Origin of the sequence: Bacillus tequilensis KCTC 13622, from assembly GCF_000507145.1 — a bacterium.
GTDB classification, from domain to species: domain Bacteria; phylum Bacillota; class Bacilli; order Bacillales; family Bacillaceae; genus Bacillus; species Bacillus tequilensis.
The window spans coordinates 15,245-31,741 of the sequence record NZ_AYTO01000029.1 but is presented as its reverse complement, the minus strand read 5'-3'; the positions used below and the strand labels follow the sequence as shown (position 1 = coordinate 31,741).

The 16,497-nt window shown below is 41.2% G+C and carries 23 protein-coding genes; 1 reads left to right on the top strand and 22 read right to left on the bottom strand.

Features of this window, described 5'->3' with window-relative positions; genetic code table 11:
• The 6 genes from V756_RS0108710 to V756_RS0108685 form a co-directional block, all read right to left on the bottom strand.
• Positions 1-291, bottom strand: coding sequence for a hypothetical protein (locus V756_RS0108710; RefSeq protein WP_024714324.1), 291 nt, complete (start codon positions 289-291; stop codon positions 1-3).
• Between the two features lies 1 nt (position 292).
• Positions 293-595, bottom strand: coding sequence for a hypothetical protein (locus tag V756_RS0108705; RefSeq protein WP_024714323.1), 303 nt, complete (start codon positions 593-595; stop codon positions 293-295).
• A 24-nt stretch (positions 596-619) separates the two neighbouring features.
• Positions 620-991: a nucleoside triphosphate pyrophosphohydrolase family protein gene (locus V756_RS0108700; protein WP_024714322.1), complete on the bottom strand. Its 372-nt coding sequence runs from the start codon at positions 989-991 to the stop codon at positions 620-622.
• 60 nt (positions 992-1,051) lie between these two features.
• The gene (locus tag V756_RS0108695) at positions 1,052-2,464 is read right to left on the bottom strand and encodes a PcfJ domain-containing protein (protein WP_024714321.1); all 1,413 of its coding nucleotides are present in this window, start codon (positions 2,462-2,464) and stop codon (positions 1,052-1,054) included.
• Positions 2,465-2,478: 14 nt separating this feature from the next.
• Positions 2,479-3,345 carry a sigma-70 family RNA polymerase sigma factor gene (locus V756_RS0108690; protein ID WP_255210024.1) on the bottom strand — a complete coding sequence of 289 codons (867 nt, stop codon included), beginning with the start codon at positions 3,343-3,345 and terminating at the stop codon, positions 2,479-2,481.
• Positions 3,346-3,441: 96 nt separating this feature from the next.
• Positions 3,442-4,053, bottom strand: coding sequence for a host-nuclease inhibitor Gam family protein (locus V756_RS0108685; protein WP_024714319.1), 612 nt, complete (start codon positions 4,051-4,053; stop codon positions 3,442-3,444).
• Positions 4,054-4,223: 170 nt separating this feature from the next.
• Here V756_RS0108685 and V756_RS0108680 point away from each other — a divergent pair, with 170 nt between their 5' ends.
• Positions 4,224-4,448, top strand: a complete 225-nt coding sequence (locus V756_RS0108680) for a hypothetical protein (protein WP_024714318.1) — start codon at positions 4,224-4,226, stop codon at positions 4,446-4,448.
• 21 nt (positions 4,449-4,469) lie between these two features.
• Here the strand turns inward: V756_RS0108680 and V756_RS01000000122130 are convergent, their stop codons facing one another.
• The 16 genes from V756_RS01000000122130 to V756_RS0108575 all read right to left on the bottom strand — a co-directional run bounded on the left by V756_RS01000000122130 (position 4,470) and on the right by V756_RS0108575 (position 16,369).
• Positions 4,470-4,769, bottom strand: a complete 300-nt coding sequence (locus tag V756_RS01000000122130; protein WP_024714317.1) for an HU family DNA-binding protein — start codon at positions 4,767-4,769, stop codon at positions 4,470-4,472.
• Positions 4,770-4,845: 76 nt separating this feature from the next.
• Complete coding sequence (locus V756_RS1000000123050) at positions 4,846-5,628, bottom strand: 3D domain-containing protein (protein WP_155906197.1); 783 nt, start codon at positions 5,626-5,628, stop codon at positions 4,846-4,848.
• Between the two features lie 9 nt (positions 5,629-5,637).
• Positions 5,638-6,414, bottom strand: coding sequence for a deoxynucleotide monophosphate kinase family protein (locus V756_RS0108665; protein WP_024714315.1), 777 nt, complete (start codon positions 6,412-6,414; stop codon positions 5,638-5,640).
• Positions 6,415-6,506: 92 nt separating this feature from the next.
• Positions 6,507-6,833 carry a hypothetical protein gene (locus tag V756_RS0108660; protein ID WP_024714314.1) on the bottom strand — a complete coding sequence of 109 codons (327 nt, stop codon included), beginning with the start codon at positions 6,831-6,833 and terminating at the stop codon, positions 6,507-6,509.
• Positions 6,834-6,851: 18 nt separating this feature from the next.
• Positions 6,852-7,589, bottom strand: coding sequence for a sigma-70 family RNA polymerase sigma factor (locus V756_RS0108655; protein ID WP_024714313.1), 738 nt, complete (start codon positions 7,587-7,589; stop codon positions 6,852-6,854).
• Between the two features lie 79 nt (positions 7,590-7,668).
• Positions 7,669-8,403, bottom strand: coding sequence for a ricin-type beta-trefoil lectin domain protein (locus V756_RS0108650; RefSeq protein ID WP_024714312.1), 735 nt, complete (start codon positions 8,401-8,403; stop codon positions 7,669-7,671).
• Positions 8,404-8,415: 12 nt separating this feature from the next.
• A complete protein-coding gene (locus V756_RS0108645; protein ID WP_024714311.1) occupies positions 8,416-9,447 on the bottom strand; it encodes a hypothetical protein in 1,032 nt (343 codons plus the stop codon).
• Positions 9,448-9,525: 78 nt separating this feature from the next.
• Positions 9,526-9,846, bottom strand: coding sequence for a thioredoxin family protein (locus V756_RS0108640; protein WP_024714310.1), 321 nt, complete (start codon positions 9,844-9,846; stop codon positions 9,526-9,528).
• A 1-nt stretch (position 9,847) separates the two neighbouring features.
• Positions 9,848-10,018: a hypothetical protein gene (locus V756_RS1000000124130; RefSeq protein ID WP_167330629.1), complete on the bottom strand. Its 171-nt coding sequence runs from the start codon at positions 10,016-10,018 to the stop codon at positions 9,848-9,850.
• Positions 10,018-10,410 carry a hypothetical protein gene (locus tag V756_RS0108630; protein WP_024714309.1) on the bottom strand — a complete coding sequence of 131 codons (393 nt, stop codon included), beginning with the start codon at positions 10,408-10,410 and terminating at the stop codon, positions 10,018-10,020. The genes V756_RS1000000124130 and V756_RS0108630 overlap by 1 nt, the downstream gene beginning before the upstream one ends.
• A 624-nt stretch (positions 10,411-11,034) precedes the next feature.
• Positions 11,035-12,252: a P-loop NTPase family protein gene (locus V756_RS0108615; protein ID WP_024714306.1), complete on the bottom strand. Its 1,218-nt coding sequence runs from the start codon at positions 12,250-12,252 to the stop codon at positions 11,035-11,037.
• Positions 12,253-12,303: 51 nt separating this feature from the next.
• Entirely contained in the window at positions 12,304-13,053 is a 750-nt protein-coding gene (locus V756_RS0108610; protein WP_024714305.1) for a hypothetical protein, read from the bottom strand.
• Between the two features lie 231 nt (positions 13,054-13,284).
• Positions 13,285-13,821 carry a hypothetical protein gene (locus tag V756_RS0108600; protein ID WP_024714303.1) on the bottom strand — a complete coding sequence of 179 codons (537 nt, stop codon included), beginning with the start codon at positions 13,819-13,821 and terminating at the stop codon, positions 13,285-13,287.
• A 10-nt stretch (positions 13,822-13,831) separates the two neighbouring features.
• The gene (locus V756_RS0108595; RefSeq protein ID WP_024714302.1) at positions 13,832-14,218 is read right to left on the bottom strand and encodes a hypothetical protein; all 387 of its coding nucleotides are present in this window, start codon (positions 14,216-14,218) and stop codon (positions 13,832-13,834) included.
• Between the two features lie 2 nt (positions 14,219-14,220).
• On the bottom strand, positions 14,221-14,775 hold the full coding sequence (locus tag V756_RS1000000123045; protein WP_024714301.1) for a crossover junction endodeoxyribonuclease RuvC: 555 nt from the start codon (positions 14,773-14,775) through the stop codon (positions 14,221-14,223).
• Positions 14,776-15,319: 544 nt separating this feature from the next.
• Positions 15,320-16,369 (bottom strand): hypothetical protein, encoded by a 1,050-nt coding sequence (locus V756_RS0108575; protein WP_024714298.1) that lies wholly within the window; start codon positions 16,367-16,369, stop codon positions 15,320-15,322.
• Positions 16,370-16,497: the final 128 nt, after the last annotated feature.

Below are 16,497 nucleotides of genomic sequence, written 5' to 3'. Positions count from 1 at the left end.
TTACCGTAGGATTTCAAACCGTTTCAAGAATCCGTTCACGTAGTTTGCACCACGGCTAGCTATAATCCCCATAAGAACCTTACTTACAATCACACCAACGCCTTCCAACCCAAAAGGCTCTAAGTCAAAGATGAATGCGAGTAAAATACCTACAGCAATGGAGAGGATATAAGTGACTTTATCCTGCACCAACCCCTCAGGGAAGAGGTTTTTAATCACCTCTGTAATTGATTCAGTCAAGATTGCAACAAACAATAGAAGAGTAGCGCTTGCGAAGAGAGTTTCTACCATGTTATTTGACCTCCTGTTGGATAGAATTAATTAAGTCTTGTACTTTTTGACCTTTTGCCTGGAACTCAGTTTTTCGAGATCGGGCCTTTTCCTGAATCTCTAAGTGACGCTCTACGATCGCAGCAGAGGATCTCTCAGCGTTCTCTAATTCAGACACCCCATCTTCAATACGTTGAGATAATTCAACCAGCTTATCTTCGGCTTCTTTGATCTCTTTTTCGGCCCAATCCACACGTTCAACAACATCACCTAATGTAGTGAGATTCTTTTTCTTACCTTTGATTTTAGAAATGACTTTTTTCATCACTCACACCTCCAGTGGGTTTGTTTAATTACTGATATCTGCACGCTTTACACTGTCCGCAGAGTTAAAACCGTTAGGGAAACGCTTTTGTAGTTTTTTGATGTTTTTATCTAAGATCGTTTCCATATCGAGGTCTAGAAGCGTAGCAAGTCCTGCTACGTAGTGCATTACATCGCCAATCTCTTTTTCAGCCTCCTCCTTGTCTAAAGAATGCCCATGAAAGACGCTCTTCTTAATAAGGTCAGTGACCTCACCAGCTTCTCCCGCAAGACCCATAGCGTAATTGGCTGTGATGAGGTGCTTTGTCATTGTCACCTCATCACCTTCGACATTTACTTGAGAACCGATAGTGGGCATGGTTCTTTGGGATAACTCTTGAAACCTTTTGATGTCCATTTTTTAACATCCTCCTTCCACAATAGTGATCGATCTTAGTTGGTGAATAGTTGCGGTATTTTAGTGACATTGTATTTCTAAATTCTTTTTCTTCGCCCATGATTCAATAAAGGCACTTTCTTCGGTTGTGGGACGTCTGTTGAATTTTCCTCGAACTTGGCGGACAACGTTACCACGGACTTCCACAGTAACTAGGGATTCATCAGGCTGTTTAGAATCCCGAAGAAAGAGTATCTTACATTTCCTTTTAATAATGTCATCTATATAAGAGGAAACACAGTGGGATAGGGATTCACCTTCTTTTATTACCTCCCTGACATGAGATGGCCGAATAATGGAGAAGAACTTGCCGATGAAGGACAAGTCTCTGTAATCCTCGTACTCAGTTACTTTTGCAAACTCTTTTTGTTTGAACTCGCTTTCTCTTGTTTTGTAGTTTGCCAATGCCACGTCATGGTCCTTTTTCAAGGATTTAGGGTACTTGGTGAACGATTTTTCCATAGCAATATTCATTCGTGCTAAGTCACGTATGAGAGTAATAGCTTCGGATGGATTGACGATACCTTGCTCAAGTTTGACCTCTCTTGTGATATAAAGAATGGTACGTCTGAGGTCTGAGTAGCCATAATCCCTATGTACTTCGACTAAAGTTTCAGCTATATCGGGAACTTTGTCTATGTCACTCTCTTCGTCGAAGATCTCCATAATGAGTTTGAGGCTATTTCCGTCAAAATACTGACACAACTGCTTTAGGCGTTCATGTTTATAGGTGGGGTATGTTCTCATGCGGCTTATATAATTAAGCATGAACTTCGGGACCCCTAGAAGCTTGTGAGGTGGCATAGTTTCTTTTGACCTTGTGAGAGTTGTATGAAATACCCAAAAGTCATTAAGGTGATTGACCAAGGGGCTTAGCCCTATTGTTTCAATAACAGGGTAGGTCTTTAAACGTGTAAGACCTCTTCCCCACATGTTGTTACGTTCATATCCCATACAGCTTAGGTGGTTATAGCAAAATCTATATAACTCTTTGTTGCGGTCGGTAGAAATTACGTCCAGGACTCTTTCTATCGGCGCTCCTTTAAAGAATTGGTTTATATTAGAGTCTGAAACTGACATTATTTGCCCATTCTTGGATAGTTGAATTACCTTATCCTTTAGCTTAAAGGATAAGGTTCTAACATTTTTCGATTCGATTGTAAATTTCTTCTCAGGTAAATCAAATGAGATAAATAATTCCTCTCCTTCTATGTGAAACCCTTGATCAGTTTTACTGATCACTTTGAATAAGGTGTCTATATACGTGTAGTTCGTACGGATGTAGTTGATTTTCTTTGTCTCAGTTACCCCACATTTAGGGCAACGTCCTGCTTCTTCTCTGTACTTTACTTTCCTATTGTAACCACACGTGCAGTAGATATCTTTGTCTGCTGCATAACCGTTTGAAATAACTAGTTGTATCCGGTAATCCAACTTCAACCTCTCCTTTAATGCTGGTTTCCACATTCGACTAGATTCTCATTTACACGTATCATTGCTTTTTGTCTAATGTAGTAAAGAATGCGTGGGGTGTAGGTTTCGATGGTATACCCACACACATCCAAAAGGTCTTTGATATCGTCGATGTGCATTATGCAACTTCGTTCTTCCATTTCTTCTGCAATTAATTCAATTTCTTTTTCGTATTTCGATATCCGACGGTCATTGAAGTCATTTGCTACTTTACTGCGAATGCGTTCTATTGCTCTGTTTATCGTCATAGGGTAAACGCCGAGAGCCTCAGCTATCTGAGAGTTGTTAAGCCCATCCATGATGAGATCAGCCACTTTAGACTCAAACTCATCTAAATCTGATTCCTCTAGCAGACTTTGTACATAGACTTTGTCGTCAACCTCATTTTCAAAGTCGATTTCAGAGTCCTCTAGATCGAAATCTTGAAGTGAGTCTATATAAGTAAGATCTTTAGCAAATCTCAGAACTTCTTCGATCTTGCTTGGAGGAACCCCTAGAATGCTGGACATCTCATCAGGTTTAGGGAAATAACCTAACTGGTTTTCTATCTGCTCCATTTTTTTAACTAAGTTGACAGCACTTCTACTCAACCTAACTAAACGTGAGTCGTTATACATGAATTGATTGATTTCCCAAATGATGGGGCGATAAGCGAAAGTAGTAAAACGGACACCTCTTGTGAAATCAAAGTCTCTTAGAGCTGTGAGTATACCAATGTAGGCGTGTTGCAATAACTCTTCCTCTGAAATGTTGAAGCGCTCTTTAAGGGATTCAATGTTACCCTTGTAATGGGTGATAATGGAGAAAATAAAATCTTTGTTCCTCTGTAGTAATTCTGCCAAGAGGTCTGAATCTTCGAGGCACGCCTTTAAAAGGGCATTGTTATGGAGGTCGGGAAGACCTTCTATTCTAAGTTGGTTATACTTGTTTGAGGGCATTTACTTCACCTCAAACTTTCTCTCTTGCGGGACAGCCTTAACAAAGTCCAAAAACTCTCCGGTGCTTTTGTCTAAGACTCTACCGTCATCACTTACAACAAGATTCTTTTTCAATTCACCCCAATTTACATCAGGCTCTACTACCGGTTTTAACAAGTTGTTTTCTTTGGCGTACGCTCTATAAGTCGGCACATCGTGCACTTCGAATTTATCAGCTTGAGCACGAGATTTTAGAGTAACCCCGTACGGTAGTTTTATCGAGGTGAGTTTTTTCTGCTCTTTCTCTGTTTTAGCGGAGTTGAATTGATTAATGTGGTAAAGCTGCAAGTGCGTAGCTAGGTGCTCCTCTTTTGCTTTTAGAGGGGTTAGAACAGCCTCTAACCATTCTTCGACTTCTGCAATTTTAGACCGCCATTTGTCGATTTCTTTTTCAGCGACTTCTTGAAATTCCTTAATAGACTTCCTTGTCTCTGCTAAACCGTAGGCGTAGCGAGTAGCTTCATCTAAAGTCGAAACTTTAACGTTGTCCTGACCTCCTTCGGTCAATCCATCAATATCTACAACATCCGGTGAGCTGTAGATTTCTTTGACTAACTCTTTACTGTTAGACATAAATATCTTCCCCCTAAGTATGGTGTGTTACTTTCCAAACTAGTTATCGAAACGAGGGGGTAGTTAGTTGCGGAATAGAGAGAGGTACTACATTTGACTTTCTATACGTACTGGTTATAATAGGGAACAAGGGAAAGGTAAGGAAATAATACAGTGAGGAGGGGATTGCAATGAAACCTAAGAAATTAAAGGAACTACTAGTATTCTCGATAGTACATAGGTCACCTGAGTTAAGTGTTGCCAGGAAAGAAAAATTAGAAAAAGGGTTAATGAAGCTCAATACAGATGAGCTTGAAGTGGTTGAAGAAATCGTATCTGAGTTGACAGATCAAAATAAAACTTCAAAACAAAAGCATGTCGAGGATGAAGAAAACACAATAGAAGAGACGGCATAAAAAAGAGGGCTTCCGCCCTCTTTATTTTTCAAACTTGGATTTGAGTTTTCTTTTCATTGCCTTAGTAGGCTTGCAGAGGATGGTGCGGTACGGAGCGATGACCATAGGTTCACCGGTTTGTGGGTTCTTTGCTTGCTTTGCTGCATAATCTTTCGGTTCTAAGTTAAGGAAATCAATAAGATAAACTTTATCCCCGTCAATGGCAACTTTGTTACCGATTATGTCGAAAGCAGTACGTAAGATATTCTCCACACTGTCTTGTGTATAGTCGAGTTTCTCCGCAACATCTTTCTTCAAATCTTTAAGGAAATAGTCTGCCATAGTAGTCACCTCTTTTCATTTGACATAGACATTATAAGGATGTCAGCACCGAAAATAACACTTCGAGGTTGTCCTACTATTTTCCGTAGCGAATTATTTCAACTTTTTTGACCTGTCTCCCCAATCGGTTCGCTTCTTCGACTGAACCAACAAGCATGTCTATTTTGTTTCCTTTGATATAGCCGCCTGTATCCAGCGCTATTGCTCGGACTGATTGTCCACCCATATCGAACTGTATGACTGACCATGTGGGGATAACGTTCGGATCAGTAGCTACTATACGCATTCCTTGATAATAGACTGTGTTTGTAACATCTATACCTGTCGCCGTTTGACCTGTGCAACCTGAATCACACATTGCAACATAATACGAAAATTCTATGTTTAATGTGTCTTTACTTGTTGCGGGGGAGGTAGGTTTGCGTGGCTGCGGTTCTCTTGAAGGTTGTTCGCTAACTGGGGTTTTCTTTCGTTTTTCGGCCAGCTCTGCCTGACGTTGTTGCTCTGCTTTTACCGCAGCAAGTTGTTGTGCCCTCTTTTCAGCAAGTTCTCTTTGTCGTCTTTCTTCTTTAACTCGTTTGCGTTCCCGTTCTTCTTGCTGTTTTCTGAGTTCTTTACGTTTGCGTTCATCTTCTCGTTTTTTAAGATCATCAAGTTGTCGATGGAGTACATTGTAATCCCTCATCTCTTTGTTATTTTTCAGAAACGGTAAGTCTTTTCTTGTGTCCTTATTAAAGACAACAGGACTGTCAGACGAGTTATCGTCAATTTCCTCGTCTTCAACTTTATGTTGTGCAAATTGGGCGGAAGTAAGTCCAAGGCTTGTAGCCATTACCCCAAGCAACAAAAGGTTCTTCAAAGCTACCAACTACCCTTCGTTTGTTAGTCTTTTGAGTACCATGCCGAAGTCTTCGAAATACTTTTGATCGTACCCGTTGTAAAGAACCATATCTGTATCAAAACTATCAACATAGGATTCTGTCTTGTCGTCCAAATGATTTAAGGCCTCTTTTCCATCTTTCCTTGCAATGACTTTTCTTCGTCCTTCTTCGTCGGCCACAATACGGACGCTAAATGCCCCCATAGACTTAAAGAAAGTAAATTCACTAGGCTTTCTTACGTCTGAGATAACAAATTTCTTCTTATCACTCTTTGTAAAGTGTTTGAGGGCTTCTCGTAACCAAACTTTAATCCAGATATGCGGGTCTTTTTCGCACATGGTCTCGCCAATCAATATAAGCCCTGATCTATCTTTTATATCGAGTTGGCCGTAGATGATACTGTGAACTTGTTTTATGGGGGTTGCTAAAGGAAGTTTCTTATAACTCCTTGAATTAACGATCTCGTCGGCTAGGGTATCCTTTCCGCTGCGGGCTTTACCCGAAATAGTAACTATGGGGGTCTTTAACATTGCTCTTAGGATCGGGTAGTAGTGCGAGAAAGTCTCTAATTGTGTTTCGCTTAAATCATCAAAGCTTCTTATCCGATACGCATATTGGTTAACGCTGTCAACTTGCCCGGTTTCTAAGTTAATACCTATACCTGATTGTTTCTTATTCTCAAAGGGGTCCGTGTATTCTGAAATACCGAAAATTAAAACAGCTCTGTCACCTGACTGAAAAATCGATCCTACTTTTAGATCCATTACAGCACTTCCTTTCTTTGTGGTTCACTGTAGTGATCGGGATGGTGTACTGTATAGTTGCGGATTACTGAAAGTAAAATAAAAAGACAGCTTTAGCTGTCTCTTCTTTGCTTTAATTCGTATGCCCATTCAAAATCCCTTATATCAAGAGCGTAGTCCATTAAATCATTAAGATCCTCTCTAGTGAGGTTCCGAGTTTGACTTGCTTCGATGGCCTCATTGATGACCTTGTATTTGGCGGTGCCTGCCCTGGCTTTTAGAATTAGGGAAGAGGGGAGGCAATCAATTAGTTCTCCATGAAAATCTATAGTTATTTGAATATCAGATTTTTTGACAATTTTACCGATACAGCCATGGTATTCGTGGGCATATTCAATGACCTCAACAAGATCACCGACCCTACATGTGTGAGGTAACATTATCTAACCTCCTTATCACTATGTGGACTGCAATCCAATTCTTTTACCAAAGTTCTCAGCCTTTTCATAGACTTTTTGTATAACACGGCTTACTTGGCTTTGGGATATCCCCATGTAATCGGCTATTCTTGTCTGACTTAATTCTTCATGATTATACAAATGCCAAACGCTCTTCTCTGTGCCAGTGAGACCACCCTTTAGGTAGAAATTCTCAAGCAGTTCTTGATTCGAGACTTCCTCCTCTAAATCGAAGTCGTCAAATATATTTTCATCGTGGGTTGCTTCTCTGTCATTACTGTTGTTTGAGGAGATTGAGCCAAAATAGAGATAGTTAGGTGAGTATTCCAAAGCTTTTTTAATATCGTCCTCGCTAACATTGAAACGGGTAGCGATAATAGGTATCGGGTCGTGAAGCATATCAGCTTTAATTATTTTTTGTTTTAGGTCATGGGTGCTCCGACTTATTTTAATTTTGCAGTTATCCCTTAGTGCTCGTTGCAACTCACCACGGATTAGAGGTATGGCGTATGTATTAAAGGCATAACCATACGAGGGTTCAAATCTATCCCTAGCTTTACATAGACCTATGAACCCGATCTGTACTAAATCATCATAATCAAGGCTTGTATTACCGAATACCATGGGCAGCGCTCCAGGGGAGAATGTTTTCTTAATAGTGTAGGGAACGAGCTTGCCATACTTGGTAATAAACTCGTCATCATCAAATGTTTTAATGTTCTCATCATTGTTCTTCATTACACCACTCCTTGTGCACTAGTTATCGTTAGTAAAAGTGCAAAAGTTGCGGCATTAAAAAAGACAGGGGAGGCCTGTCTTAAACAAAGATTTGAAAAATCATTTCCACTTCGGATTTTGTTGTTTTTGCGACTTTCGGGTAGGTTGTGGTTTTACCATCAACAGCTCTTGTGAGTGGGGCAGAAGAAGTCATCGGTGTGCGTGAAGCAAGTAATACTTTACACGCCATAACTTTTTCTTTTTTGTACTTCTTCTGTGCCGGTTCATTAAGTACCACTTCCACTTTGCTGATGTTTCCAAAGTTAGTGACGGTTCCGCCAGGATTTGTATTAAAGCCCTTGATTGAAACCCCTTTTCGATAAGAATCCCAAGTGATTACATACTTTTCTTTGTCTTTAGTCTTAATCGTGTAAGGCATAGCGCTTTTAACAAAATCATAAGAGGTCGCTTTTGATGAAAATTCATGTACAATAACTCGCTCAATGTCACCCAAGGATAGTTGCACTTTTTTATTTCCGCAGGTGCTGGCTACAGCAATAGGGGCAGGGGCGAGGTCAGAGAAATTACCTGCAAATTCAATACAGTGTAGACATCTCTCTATAGACTCGACAATCGATACAAAGTTAAGTTTTTCGAAATCGAACTCTGTTAGGCTAAGATCGTAGTATTTCTGCTCCAACATCTCTAGTTCATTCTGTAGAATACACTTCGTATCTGAATCACAGTCAGCATTTTGAATGTCTACTTTCATTCTTTCAATAGCTTCCTCTAAGGTCAGCATTTCTTCGTAAAGGTCTCCAAATCGAATAGCCATAAATGACCCTCCTTATTTCTTTTTAGGTGCTTTTGTTGGATCTAGTGTCCAAGCTACCCAATCCTGAATGTCTGATAATTTACTGGCTTTGAAATACTCCCTACATTGACGAAAGAATTTCTGAACATCTTTGTTTTGCTCATGACCTAATTTTCCCCACTTACCTGTAACATACCTAGTAGGTAAACGAGTATAGCCGTACTTCATTGGAATAAGCGCATAACGGTTTTGGATCTTTAATTTGTCGAATTTACCGTCTAATTGAGCAAGAGTTACCTCATTCGGGAAACGTGGGTGGGGAGGGTATTGAGAGTTCTTCATTTTTTGGCGTTCGTCAGAAACCAAGATTATAGAATTCTCTACAGGCTTTCCGTTCACTATACTTTTGTCGATAACTTTATCGATTGTTTTATACATACAAGTCATCCCAGCCTCATGCCAGTCGCCGCCTCGTGCCCACTTACCTCGGTTGATTTTACTAATAGCGCCATCTAGTTTACTAGGGGCGGCTTTATTTAGTTCAACCGTGTAGTAAATAGGCCTGTTCTTTCCTCTTATATCGGTAGGGTCAGTGTAAGTCACTAAAGATACTTTACAAGGGATCTTAGCCATCTTTGCATAACGTTCTACCTCACGAGCAAAAGCAATAAGTAATTTACGAACTCGGCCGCCTTTCTCAAGACCCCCGCCTTCAAACATAGAATCAGAGATATCACAAACAAGGATAAGATTTACCCCGGTAACAGTTACGGGTGGTTTCCAAGGATCAGGTACAGGTTTAGGAAGCACCTGTGGTTTTCCTGAATAGGATGGGCGCAAGCATTCACGGACACACTCTCTTAGTTTATCCATAAGCCTATCAAGATTCTCTCCTGACTCCAGATCAGAGTTCATTATCGTGTCACGAGCATATTCTAATTCATCTAAATGATAACGAAGAGCGTCAACGGAGTAGGGGTGGCTGTGCTGCATACCCTTCCGCAAGTCTTTGATAAAACCGTCAACCTCTTTAACGTACTTCATTACAGTCCTAAGTTGAGCCATTTAGTTACCTCCTATCTAGCAATTTTGCAATGACATTATAAGAAAAGGTGTACCGTAATGGCACACCTCTTTGTACTGTTATCCAGATACCGTAATTGCGTTTTTTAGTTTGTCCTCGAATACATTACTGGGCTGGAAGCCAACATCTTCGCTGAATCTTTCTCCATCTTTAAAGGTGAGGACAGTAGGGATGGTGGAGACATTCAACATAGTTAAGATGTCAGCACCTGTTTCTGAATTGACTTTAAGGAATTTGACGTCGGGGCATTGTTCTGACAGATTAACCAAAGCAGGTGAGATTAGTTTACAAGGGCCACACCAAGGGGCGTAAACATAAACAAGAGAAACGCCTTCTTTAATCTCTTCATTGAATGAATCCATGCCAGTAACGTCAATCATGTTAGCTCCCACACCCGCAGCCGACTTTTCGAGCGACAGTATAAGTATTGCCATCGTCCCAACTTTGAGCAATCTTTAATGCTTCACGGGCACTGGACGCCCAAAGTTCACCTTCAACGTAGTCTCCTTTTGGGTCATGCCCTGATACATGGTATTTACGTTTTCCTAACATTACTTTTCCTCCTTAGATTTAAGTTCTGCAAGTTCAGTTTCAGCAGTTATGAGACGATCAACTAAACCATAAAAGTCTAGGTCATCCATTATAATGAAATCCCGTCCATCCCCGAACCCGACAATGTACAGCGGTATTTTGTTTTCCTCTATAGCTTCTAATTTAAGTTTATCGAAGGTATTTTTGTGAATGGTGCGCTGCTTTGATGGGGTCGCCTTATCCTTGGCCTCAACCAAGAACATACTGCTAATGGTATCTCCTTTGGCGTACCACTTAGAGCCTGAACCTCTTCGGCGGTGGGCTAAGTCACCCACATTGCTGAGATTAGCGGCGATACGATTATTCTGGACTTTATCAATATTCCGATAGTTCATTCTAGGTCTATTGTTCATAAGCCAAGTTCCTCCGATAGGATTTTTACGCACTCTTGCTTCTTGTGCGGAGGGTAGTTGTGCCATTCGTATAAACTAAGAGAAACCCCTCTGCCACTTTTTCTTAGACGGAGAGTTTGGGTTGAGTCCTCACCATATATTAAGTTACATCGAACACCTAGTCCCTGGAAGTATGACAGTAACTCTTTTATACTCATGCAATCACCTCAATATAGCTTTAAGTCCTCTCACAGGCTGTTGTATTTCTCCTGTCTTTATAGGGGACTTGTAATCAGTTAGACAACGAACACACCGCTTTAATATCGAGTTTTCAACTAAGGTTGCTTGCTTACCTTCTAAAGAACACTTGGGGCACCAATAAATGAGGGAAGCACTGAACTCTTTCTTCACCCTGAACCCTCCTTCTTATAGAAGCAGAACGCCATTTTGTCGTTGCCATCCATCACTTCGGGACCTCCTGCTTCGGAGGCCACCACCCACGAACCAAGTACCCGCTGACAGCCGCGGTAACTGACACACAATTTAATCTCAAACTCGGATTGTTGAAATAATACGCCAGAATTATTCCTATAGAATCGGCAACGGCCGACATTATGAGAATTATCAACACTCTAAATGCAAATTTCATTCCGTTAGATTCTCCGCCAAACCATTATCTTCATCTAGATTAAGCTCAGTTGCTTTTATTTCTTCCCACTCGTCTATTACAGACTTTGGTTCAAGACCTCTCATTGCATAGGTCAACATATAGTCAAACTTGGCGTATAAGTCCTCGTCTTCCAAAATCGCGTTTTTTAAGTTGTTGATACCCTGCTTTTTGATGACTTCTTGTCCTGTCCCAATGTCTATCATGGACATCCAACTGGTCCCAACAATGATGTTGTATTGTTGGCCAACTTGAATAGCATTAAGTGCTAAATCCAGTCCATGGTCATAATAGAAGTTAACGGAGGCAGTTGCTCCAAAGCGGCCACCGACTTTTGATTTAACCTGTTTAAATTTAATCTTCTGACCAATAAATTGTGCTTCCCCGGCATTTTCGTTGTTAGAGTTGTAGTTAGGGTTTTTGAAGTCTTGTCCCATAGTTCGTTGAACCTCTACACGCTGGGAGGCGACATGCTCCAATTTATATCCTCCAGGGGTACGGTATGGATTCCACTGATCCCCGATATTTGCTCTTACCTGATTCAGTAACATCAAGTGTCCCATTGACTCCTGCAAGAGGCCATTATCAACAATATTTTGTAGGAATCGTGACATGATACCTGAAATACCACCAACACGTGCAGATTTATCCCAACCCTTTTCGCCCTCATCTTTTGCTACTAAGGCACCTACTGAATCGATTCCGATAATTCCAATACGTCCTTTCAATGCAGGGTTACGTAGTAAATATTCAATACGTTCGAAAATATGTTCTGCGTACATTGGCTTCCCGTCACTAGGGGCAATAATATAAACTTTACTCACGTCGACGCCTAGTTTTTCCATATGGGCTTTAGCGTCAGATGAAGAGTTTTCAGGATCTGCGATGATATGGAAGTCGTGATAACCCTCGGGATGGCGGCGCTGGGTTTCAGCAATTGCAGAGTAGAGGGAGGTAGACTTCCCGCAGTTAGGTGCGCCAAAAAATTCAGATACACGTCCTCCTGCAAGTCCTCCGGCCAGTGCCTGATCCAGCGTCATGATTCCTGTAGAGTACCATAGCTTCGGAATATCCTTACGGTAATCCGACAACCTCGCGCCTTGGTGGTCTCTGAACTTTTTAGACATTTCTTTTTCCATTAATGACATTAAGTCATCAGTGCCTATAGACTCCCCTGTACTTGGTTTTCTTGACATGTTATAGCCTCCTTAAAATCAGCCCCTCAAAGGAGGGGCCGTAGTGTAGATTTATTCACTTTCACCTGTATAGACATAGTGATAGTTCCTTGAAACGTAGTATCTAATGCCGTCATCGTCATGAGTTTTGATGATGACGACGTCTTTGTATACGTCTGTTGCAAAGGAGTTAAGCGGAACATAGACATCTTTCATTTCTTCAATCATTTCATTGATCTCCTGGTCAGTGATCTTATCGTCGGGGTGGATGATAGTTGCCACATCTGAAAATGTTTCAGGGAAAATCAAATCTTTCTCAGGGACATGGAACTGATCACCTAATCTCAGTAGGTCCCTGAGTGCGCTAGCGACAGCCTTTTGTTCTTCAAACTTCTTAGACATACGGTCAACGAATTCGTTTTTGTTTTCTAGTTCTTTCTCCAGTTGGTTGATACGTCGAAGTAGGTCGTCTTCCTTGCGGGTATCGGCCATGCCTTGCATTTTCTCCGGTTGTGGGGAAGGTTTTTCGGTCTTTTTAATTAAGTCTTTAATAGCGGCTTCGTCTACATTGAGCTTTCCACCGTCAAAACTAACTGCATTTCTAATTCCGACTGCCTCAGGACTTTTTCCAATCTGAGCAAGCAAAGTAGATAAGGTAGGATCGTTAAAGCCTTGCTTTATAACTTCCAACTGATCCTCTTGGCTAAATTCAACACCATTAATCCCCACAGATCCGTTTTCTAAGTCGACGTTTACTTGGATGTCGTCATTGTTAAGCAGAGTAGTGGCTAGTTTGTTTACTTTGTCTGTAATGTTTTTCATTGTGAGTTCCTCCACATCAATTGTTGTTATTACCTACACTTTAGTAATCGCTGCATAGACCTGAATCGTTGCGATTTTCTTCATTTTCGTCGTAAACATCGACCCAAGACATCAACTTAGAGAAAAGAAATTCATACCTGTCGGCACTAATTGCGTTATTCTCGAATTTTTTGTTTAGGTTAGATATGTACTCTCTAACCCTGTAATCGAAAAAGTCGTTAAAGATGTCATTCATCGTGAGGGCCTCCCGGCTCTATTGGTAATTGCACGAGAAATAGAGAATTCAATCTTCTCCCACTTATATATCATTCCATTTAGTGTGTATAGCTGTTCCTGAGCTACTGTCAATCTCTCTAAAACCGTTCGGTAAAGGGGATGGCTACCTGCAACAGCAGATTTCTGCTCACGTCCGCCTTGGGCATGAGCAAACACGTAATCCTTCACATAGTTAGCGCAGCGTTCTAAGATGTTGAAATTGGCCTCTCTAATACCTCTGACCCAATACGCATATCCAAGGAGCCTTAGCCACTTCTCTAGATACTTAGATAACTCATGGTCTTCTAAATTAACGATCCCTTGGTTCTCCATCATTCTGTCCCATTCGTCCGGTAGAGTATCCCACTCGTGTGGGAGTCGGTCAGGGAAGAGTACCCCTGAGTTAGTGAGGTGATCGAGATTAGGTTCATCAACTTTTGAAAACTCGTTATCAATGAAATTTTCCAGTAGAGCATACTGCTCATCAGTTAGACATTCGAAGGGGTTACTCATGACATCACCCCTAGGCATTGACTTTGCGTACTTGAACTTGTTCGGATGTTTCTTCGTAAAGGTATCCAAGGAATTGATTGTGAGTTAGTCGACCTTCTTCGACTTTTTTGATTAGGACATCCTTTTTCCCCGCTGCTTCGGTGGAAATACCTAAATCGGTGGCGAGTTCCTCTTTATCAACCTTTTTAGTTTTTCGTTCATTCAGGCTGATCTTCAAATCAGAGTTCCCGTCAAGAGGGAGGAGGTGTTCCGCTATTTTATTTTCCTTCATTGCTAGTTTAATAGAGTTCTTTAGGAGGGTTTTCTCTTCTTCGGCCGCAGCCTGTTGTCTATTGATTTCAAAGATACGAAGAGCTTTCTGTTCGATAGTTTGCAATGATTGATTATTTTCTGCCATGGTTATTTATCTCCTTTTTTAACGTGTTCTAAGTAGCCTGTATAAACTACACCTAAAGCGTCACTTACATCGAAAGTTTCAAAATGATCCAGAGATATACCGAAAATTTCTGCTAAGTGTTCGGCAACTTCTTCTTTTTCAGCTGACCCATTTCCGGTAATAGCTTTCTTAACTTGCCGGGGAGGGTACTCTTGAATGTAGTTACCGACAAGTTCGGACTCTAATGCACCCCTTGCACGGAATACAGCTTGCGTATCATTATTGAAAGGGCCAGTATGTCCTCGTTCTAAGAACACGATCGGAAATATAGGATCGTATTTTGCTCGAAGTTCCTTGGCCTTTGCTTGAATAAGAGCAAGCTTAATTTGATAAGGTGTTCCGGCAGGCCAGGTTTTAGTTCTCCCTTTTACAGCACCCATCTCGGCAATGCGGGGCATTTTATAAAAGGTATCTAAAACTGCGTACCCTGTGCCGGAAAGGGAGGGATCAAACCCGACCATGAATCGATAATTCTTCTGTGTGTCAATACTCGGTGGTTGTTTCTTTTTGTTAGCCATTCTGCACCTCCTGTACAGTAGTGATCGCTTTATGGGAGGGGCTAGTTGCGGTGATTTTGTTTCTTCTTTAGTGAACGGTAGAGACCTAATGCATTAATACTAGCGGCAAGTAAATACACCACAAACCAAGGGTAATTAGTTTCTTTAAAGCGTATGAGTGCAAAAAGCGAGAGTAACATAATCCAGTAAGTGTAGTAGGGTACTGGAAAGACTTCCGAGAATCTTAGGTACTCTCGGAAATCAGCAACTAGTTTTTTACCGATTCTTTTAAGCATTATCTTCGATCCTCCATTTAAGTGATATGTAGATCCGTAGTAGAGTCAGATCTGTTACAGACAAAAGCACAAGTAAGGCTGAGAAAACCGGGTGCCTTCCATGCAGGGAAAATGCAGTAGCCACGCTAAGTAAGGTTAGAATTAAAGACATAGTAGGGATACTTGTAAATTTCATCTAGTCACCTCCGTTACAAATTATTGATCGCTCTGCTGCAATGTATAGTTGCGGGCAAAAATAAAACCCTCGGTATGACCAAGGGTTTTAAGCACTATTCTGTTGTCTCGATTGGAAGTGGGGTGACTTCTACTGCCGAAGATTGCTCTGATTCATTACCGCTACCGTCGACTGCACTCAGACTAACTAAGTACGTTGTTTCTCCGTCAGCTGGCACTAATTCGGTAGAAACGGGGTTACCGTCATACAAGACACCTGTTACTTTTTGTACACCATCGACATAAATGTTATAGGAAACAACGTCGGTAGACGTGCTCGGGTCAAATAAGATCTCTGCGCCTCCGACCAACGGAGTTATTGTTTCGATACTTGGCGGCTCAGGCGGAATCGTGTCTACAATAGTTAGAGGAACATCTACTAATTGCTGCCCGTTTCGGACTGTTATAGTTACCTCTCCGCCACCCAATGCAGTCACAACCCCTGACTCGTTAATACTTGCTAAGGAAGTATCATCAACCTCATAAGTTGTACCTGTACCGACTAAATAAATATCAACCAACCAGTTATCCCCAACGGCCTCTTCTCCGTTAGTTGTAAATTTAATCCCGATTGGTGACCCTCCTACATCGACAACCATGTACTCATTTGAATTTGATGTCGGAACTACTTGAAGTCCTTGTGTATCCGAGCTGTCATCTATATCGAATCCACCGCTAGTTTTTACAATTTCAAATGTTTTGTCCTCACCTAAGTAACCCGCTATATCTACAGATGTGATAAACCCCTTGTTGTCAGCCAATTCATTAAAATCTCTAAAGAACATTACGGGCTTTCTCGGAGAAGTCACGTCTTTAGTGGTTCCGTCACTGTAGGTGGCGATCACAGATAGGGGAGAGGTGTCTTCTGCGTTCATTGATAGGGTGGAGGGAGTCACTGTCAGGTAAAGAAGTGTGGCGGCCGGTTCGAATTCAGAGTTAAGAAATGTCGTTAGTTTTTTATTATTCTTTTCTAGTCCCTGTTGTAGAACAATCTCGGCCGCCCCTAATTCCTTTTCTTCTGTTGTAGCCTCGGACAGCACGGATTCAATGTCATCCCGCTTCTTCTCTAGCTTTTCTAACTCTAAAAGAATATCTGTAACTTTCATTATGTTTCCTCCCTTATAAAATAGTCCCTACCATTATAGGCAGAGACCGTTGTTTGTTATTTGCGTGATGAACTTATGACATCTAAGGCTGATAGCACTAATCCGACAACAACAAAAAATAACCAATA

Coding starts and splice junctions, on each gene's coding strand:
- V756_RS0108710 (WP_024714324.1), bottom strand. CDS start 291: ATGGTAGAAACTCTCTTCGCAAGCGCTACTCTTCTATTGTTTGTTGCA.
- V756_RS0108705 (WP_024714323.1), bottom strand. CDS start 595: ATGAAAAAAGTCATTTCTAAAATCAAAGGTAAGAAAAAGAATCTCACT.
- V756_RS0108700 (WP_024714322.1), bottom strand. CDS start 991: ATGGACATCAAAAGGTTTCAAGAGTTATCCCAAAGAACCATGCCCACT.
- V756_RS0108685 (WP_024714319.1), bottom strand. CDS start 4,053: ATGTCTAACAGTAAAGAGTTAGTCAAAGAAATCTACAGCTCACCGGAT.
- V756_RS0108680 (WP_024714318.1), top strand. CDS start 4,224: ATGAAACCTAAGAAATTAAAGGAACTACTAGTATTCTCGATAGTACAT.
- V756_RS01000000122130 (WP_024714317.1), bottom strand. CDS start 4,769: ATGGCAGACTATTTCCTTAAAGATTTGAAGAAAGATGTTGCGGAGAAA.
- V756_RS0108665 (WP_024714315.1), bottom strand. CDS start 6,414: ATGGATCTAAAAGTAGGATCGATTTTTCAGTCAGGTGACAGAGCTGTT.
- V756_RS0108660 (WP_024714314.1), bottom strand. CDS start 6,833: ATGTTACCTCACACATGTAGGGTCGGTGATCTTGTTGAGGTCATTGAA.
- V756_RS0108655 (WP_024714313.1), bottom strand. CDS start 7,589: ATGAAGAACAATGATGAGAACATTAAAACATTTGATGATGACGAGTTT.
- V756_RS0108650 (WP_024714312.1), bottom strand. CDS start 8,403: ATGGCTATTCGATTTGGAGACCTTTACGAAGAAATGCTGACCTTAGAG.
- V756_RS0108645 (WP_024714311.1), bottom strand. CDS start 9,447: ATGGCTCAACTTAGGACTGTAATGAAGTACGTTAAAGAGGTTGACGGT.
- V756_RS0108640 (WP_024714310.1), bottom strand. CDS start 9,846: ATGATTGACGTTACTGGCATGGATTCATTCAATGAAGAGATTAAAGAA.
- V756_RS1000000124130 (WP_167330629.1), bottom strand. CDS start 10,018: ATGTTAGGAAAACGTAAATACCATGTATCAGGGCATGACCCAAAAGGA.
- V756_RS0108630 (WP_024714309.1), bottom strand. CDS start 10,410: ATGAACAATAGACCTAGAATGAACTATCGGAATATTGATAAAGTCCAG.
- V756_RS0108615 (WP_024714306.1), bottom strand. CDS start 12,252: ATGTCAAGAAAACCAAGTACAGGGGAGTCTATAGGCACTGATGACTTA.
- V756_RS0108610 (WP_024714305.1), bottom strand. CDS start 13,053: ATGAAAAACATTACAGACAAAGTAAACAAACTAGCCACTACTCTGCTT.
- V756_RS0108600 (WP_024714303.1), bottom strand. CDS start 13,821: ATGAGTAACCCCTTCGAATGTCTAACTGATGAGCAGTATGCTCTACTG.
- V756_RS0108595 (WP_024714302.1), bottom strand. CDS start 14,218: ATGGCAGAAAATAATCAATCATTGCAAACTATCGAACAGAAAGCTCTT.
- V756_RS1000000123045 (WP_024714301.1), bottom strand. CDS start 14,775: ATGGCTAACAAAAAGAAACAACCACCGAGTATTGACACACAGAAGAAT.
- V756_RS0108575 (WP_024714298.1), bottom strand. CDS start 16,369: ATGAAAGTTACAGATATTCTTTTAGAGTTAGAAAAGCTAGAGAAGAAG.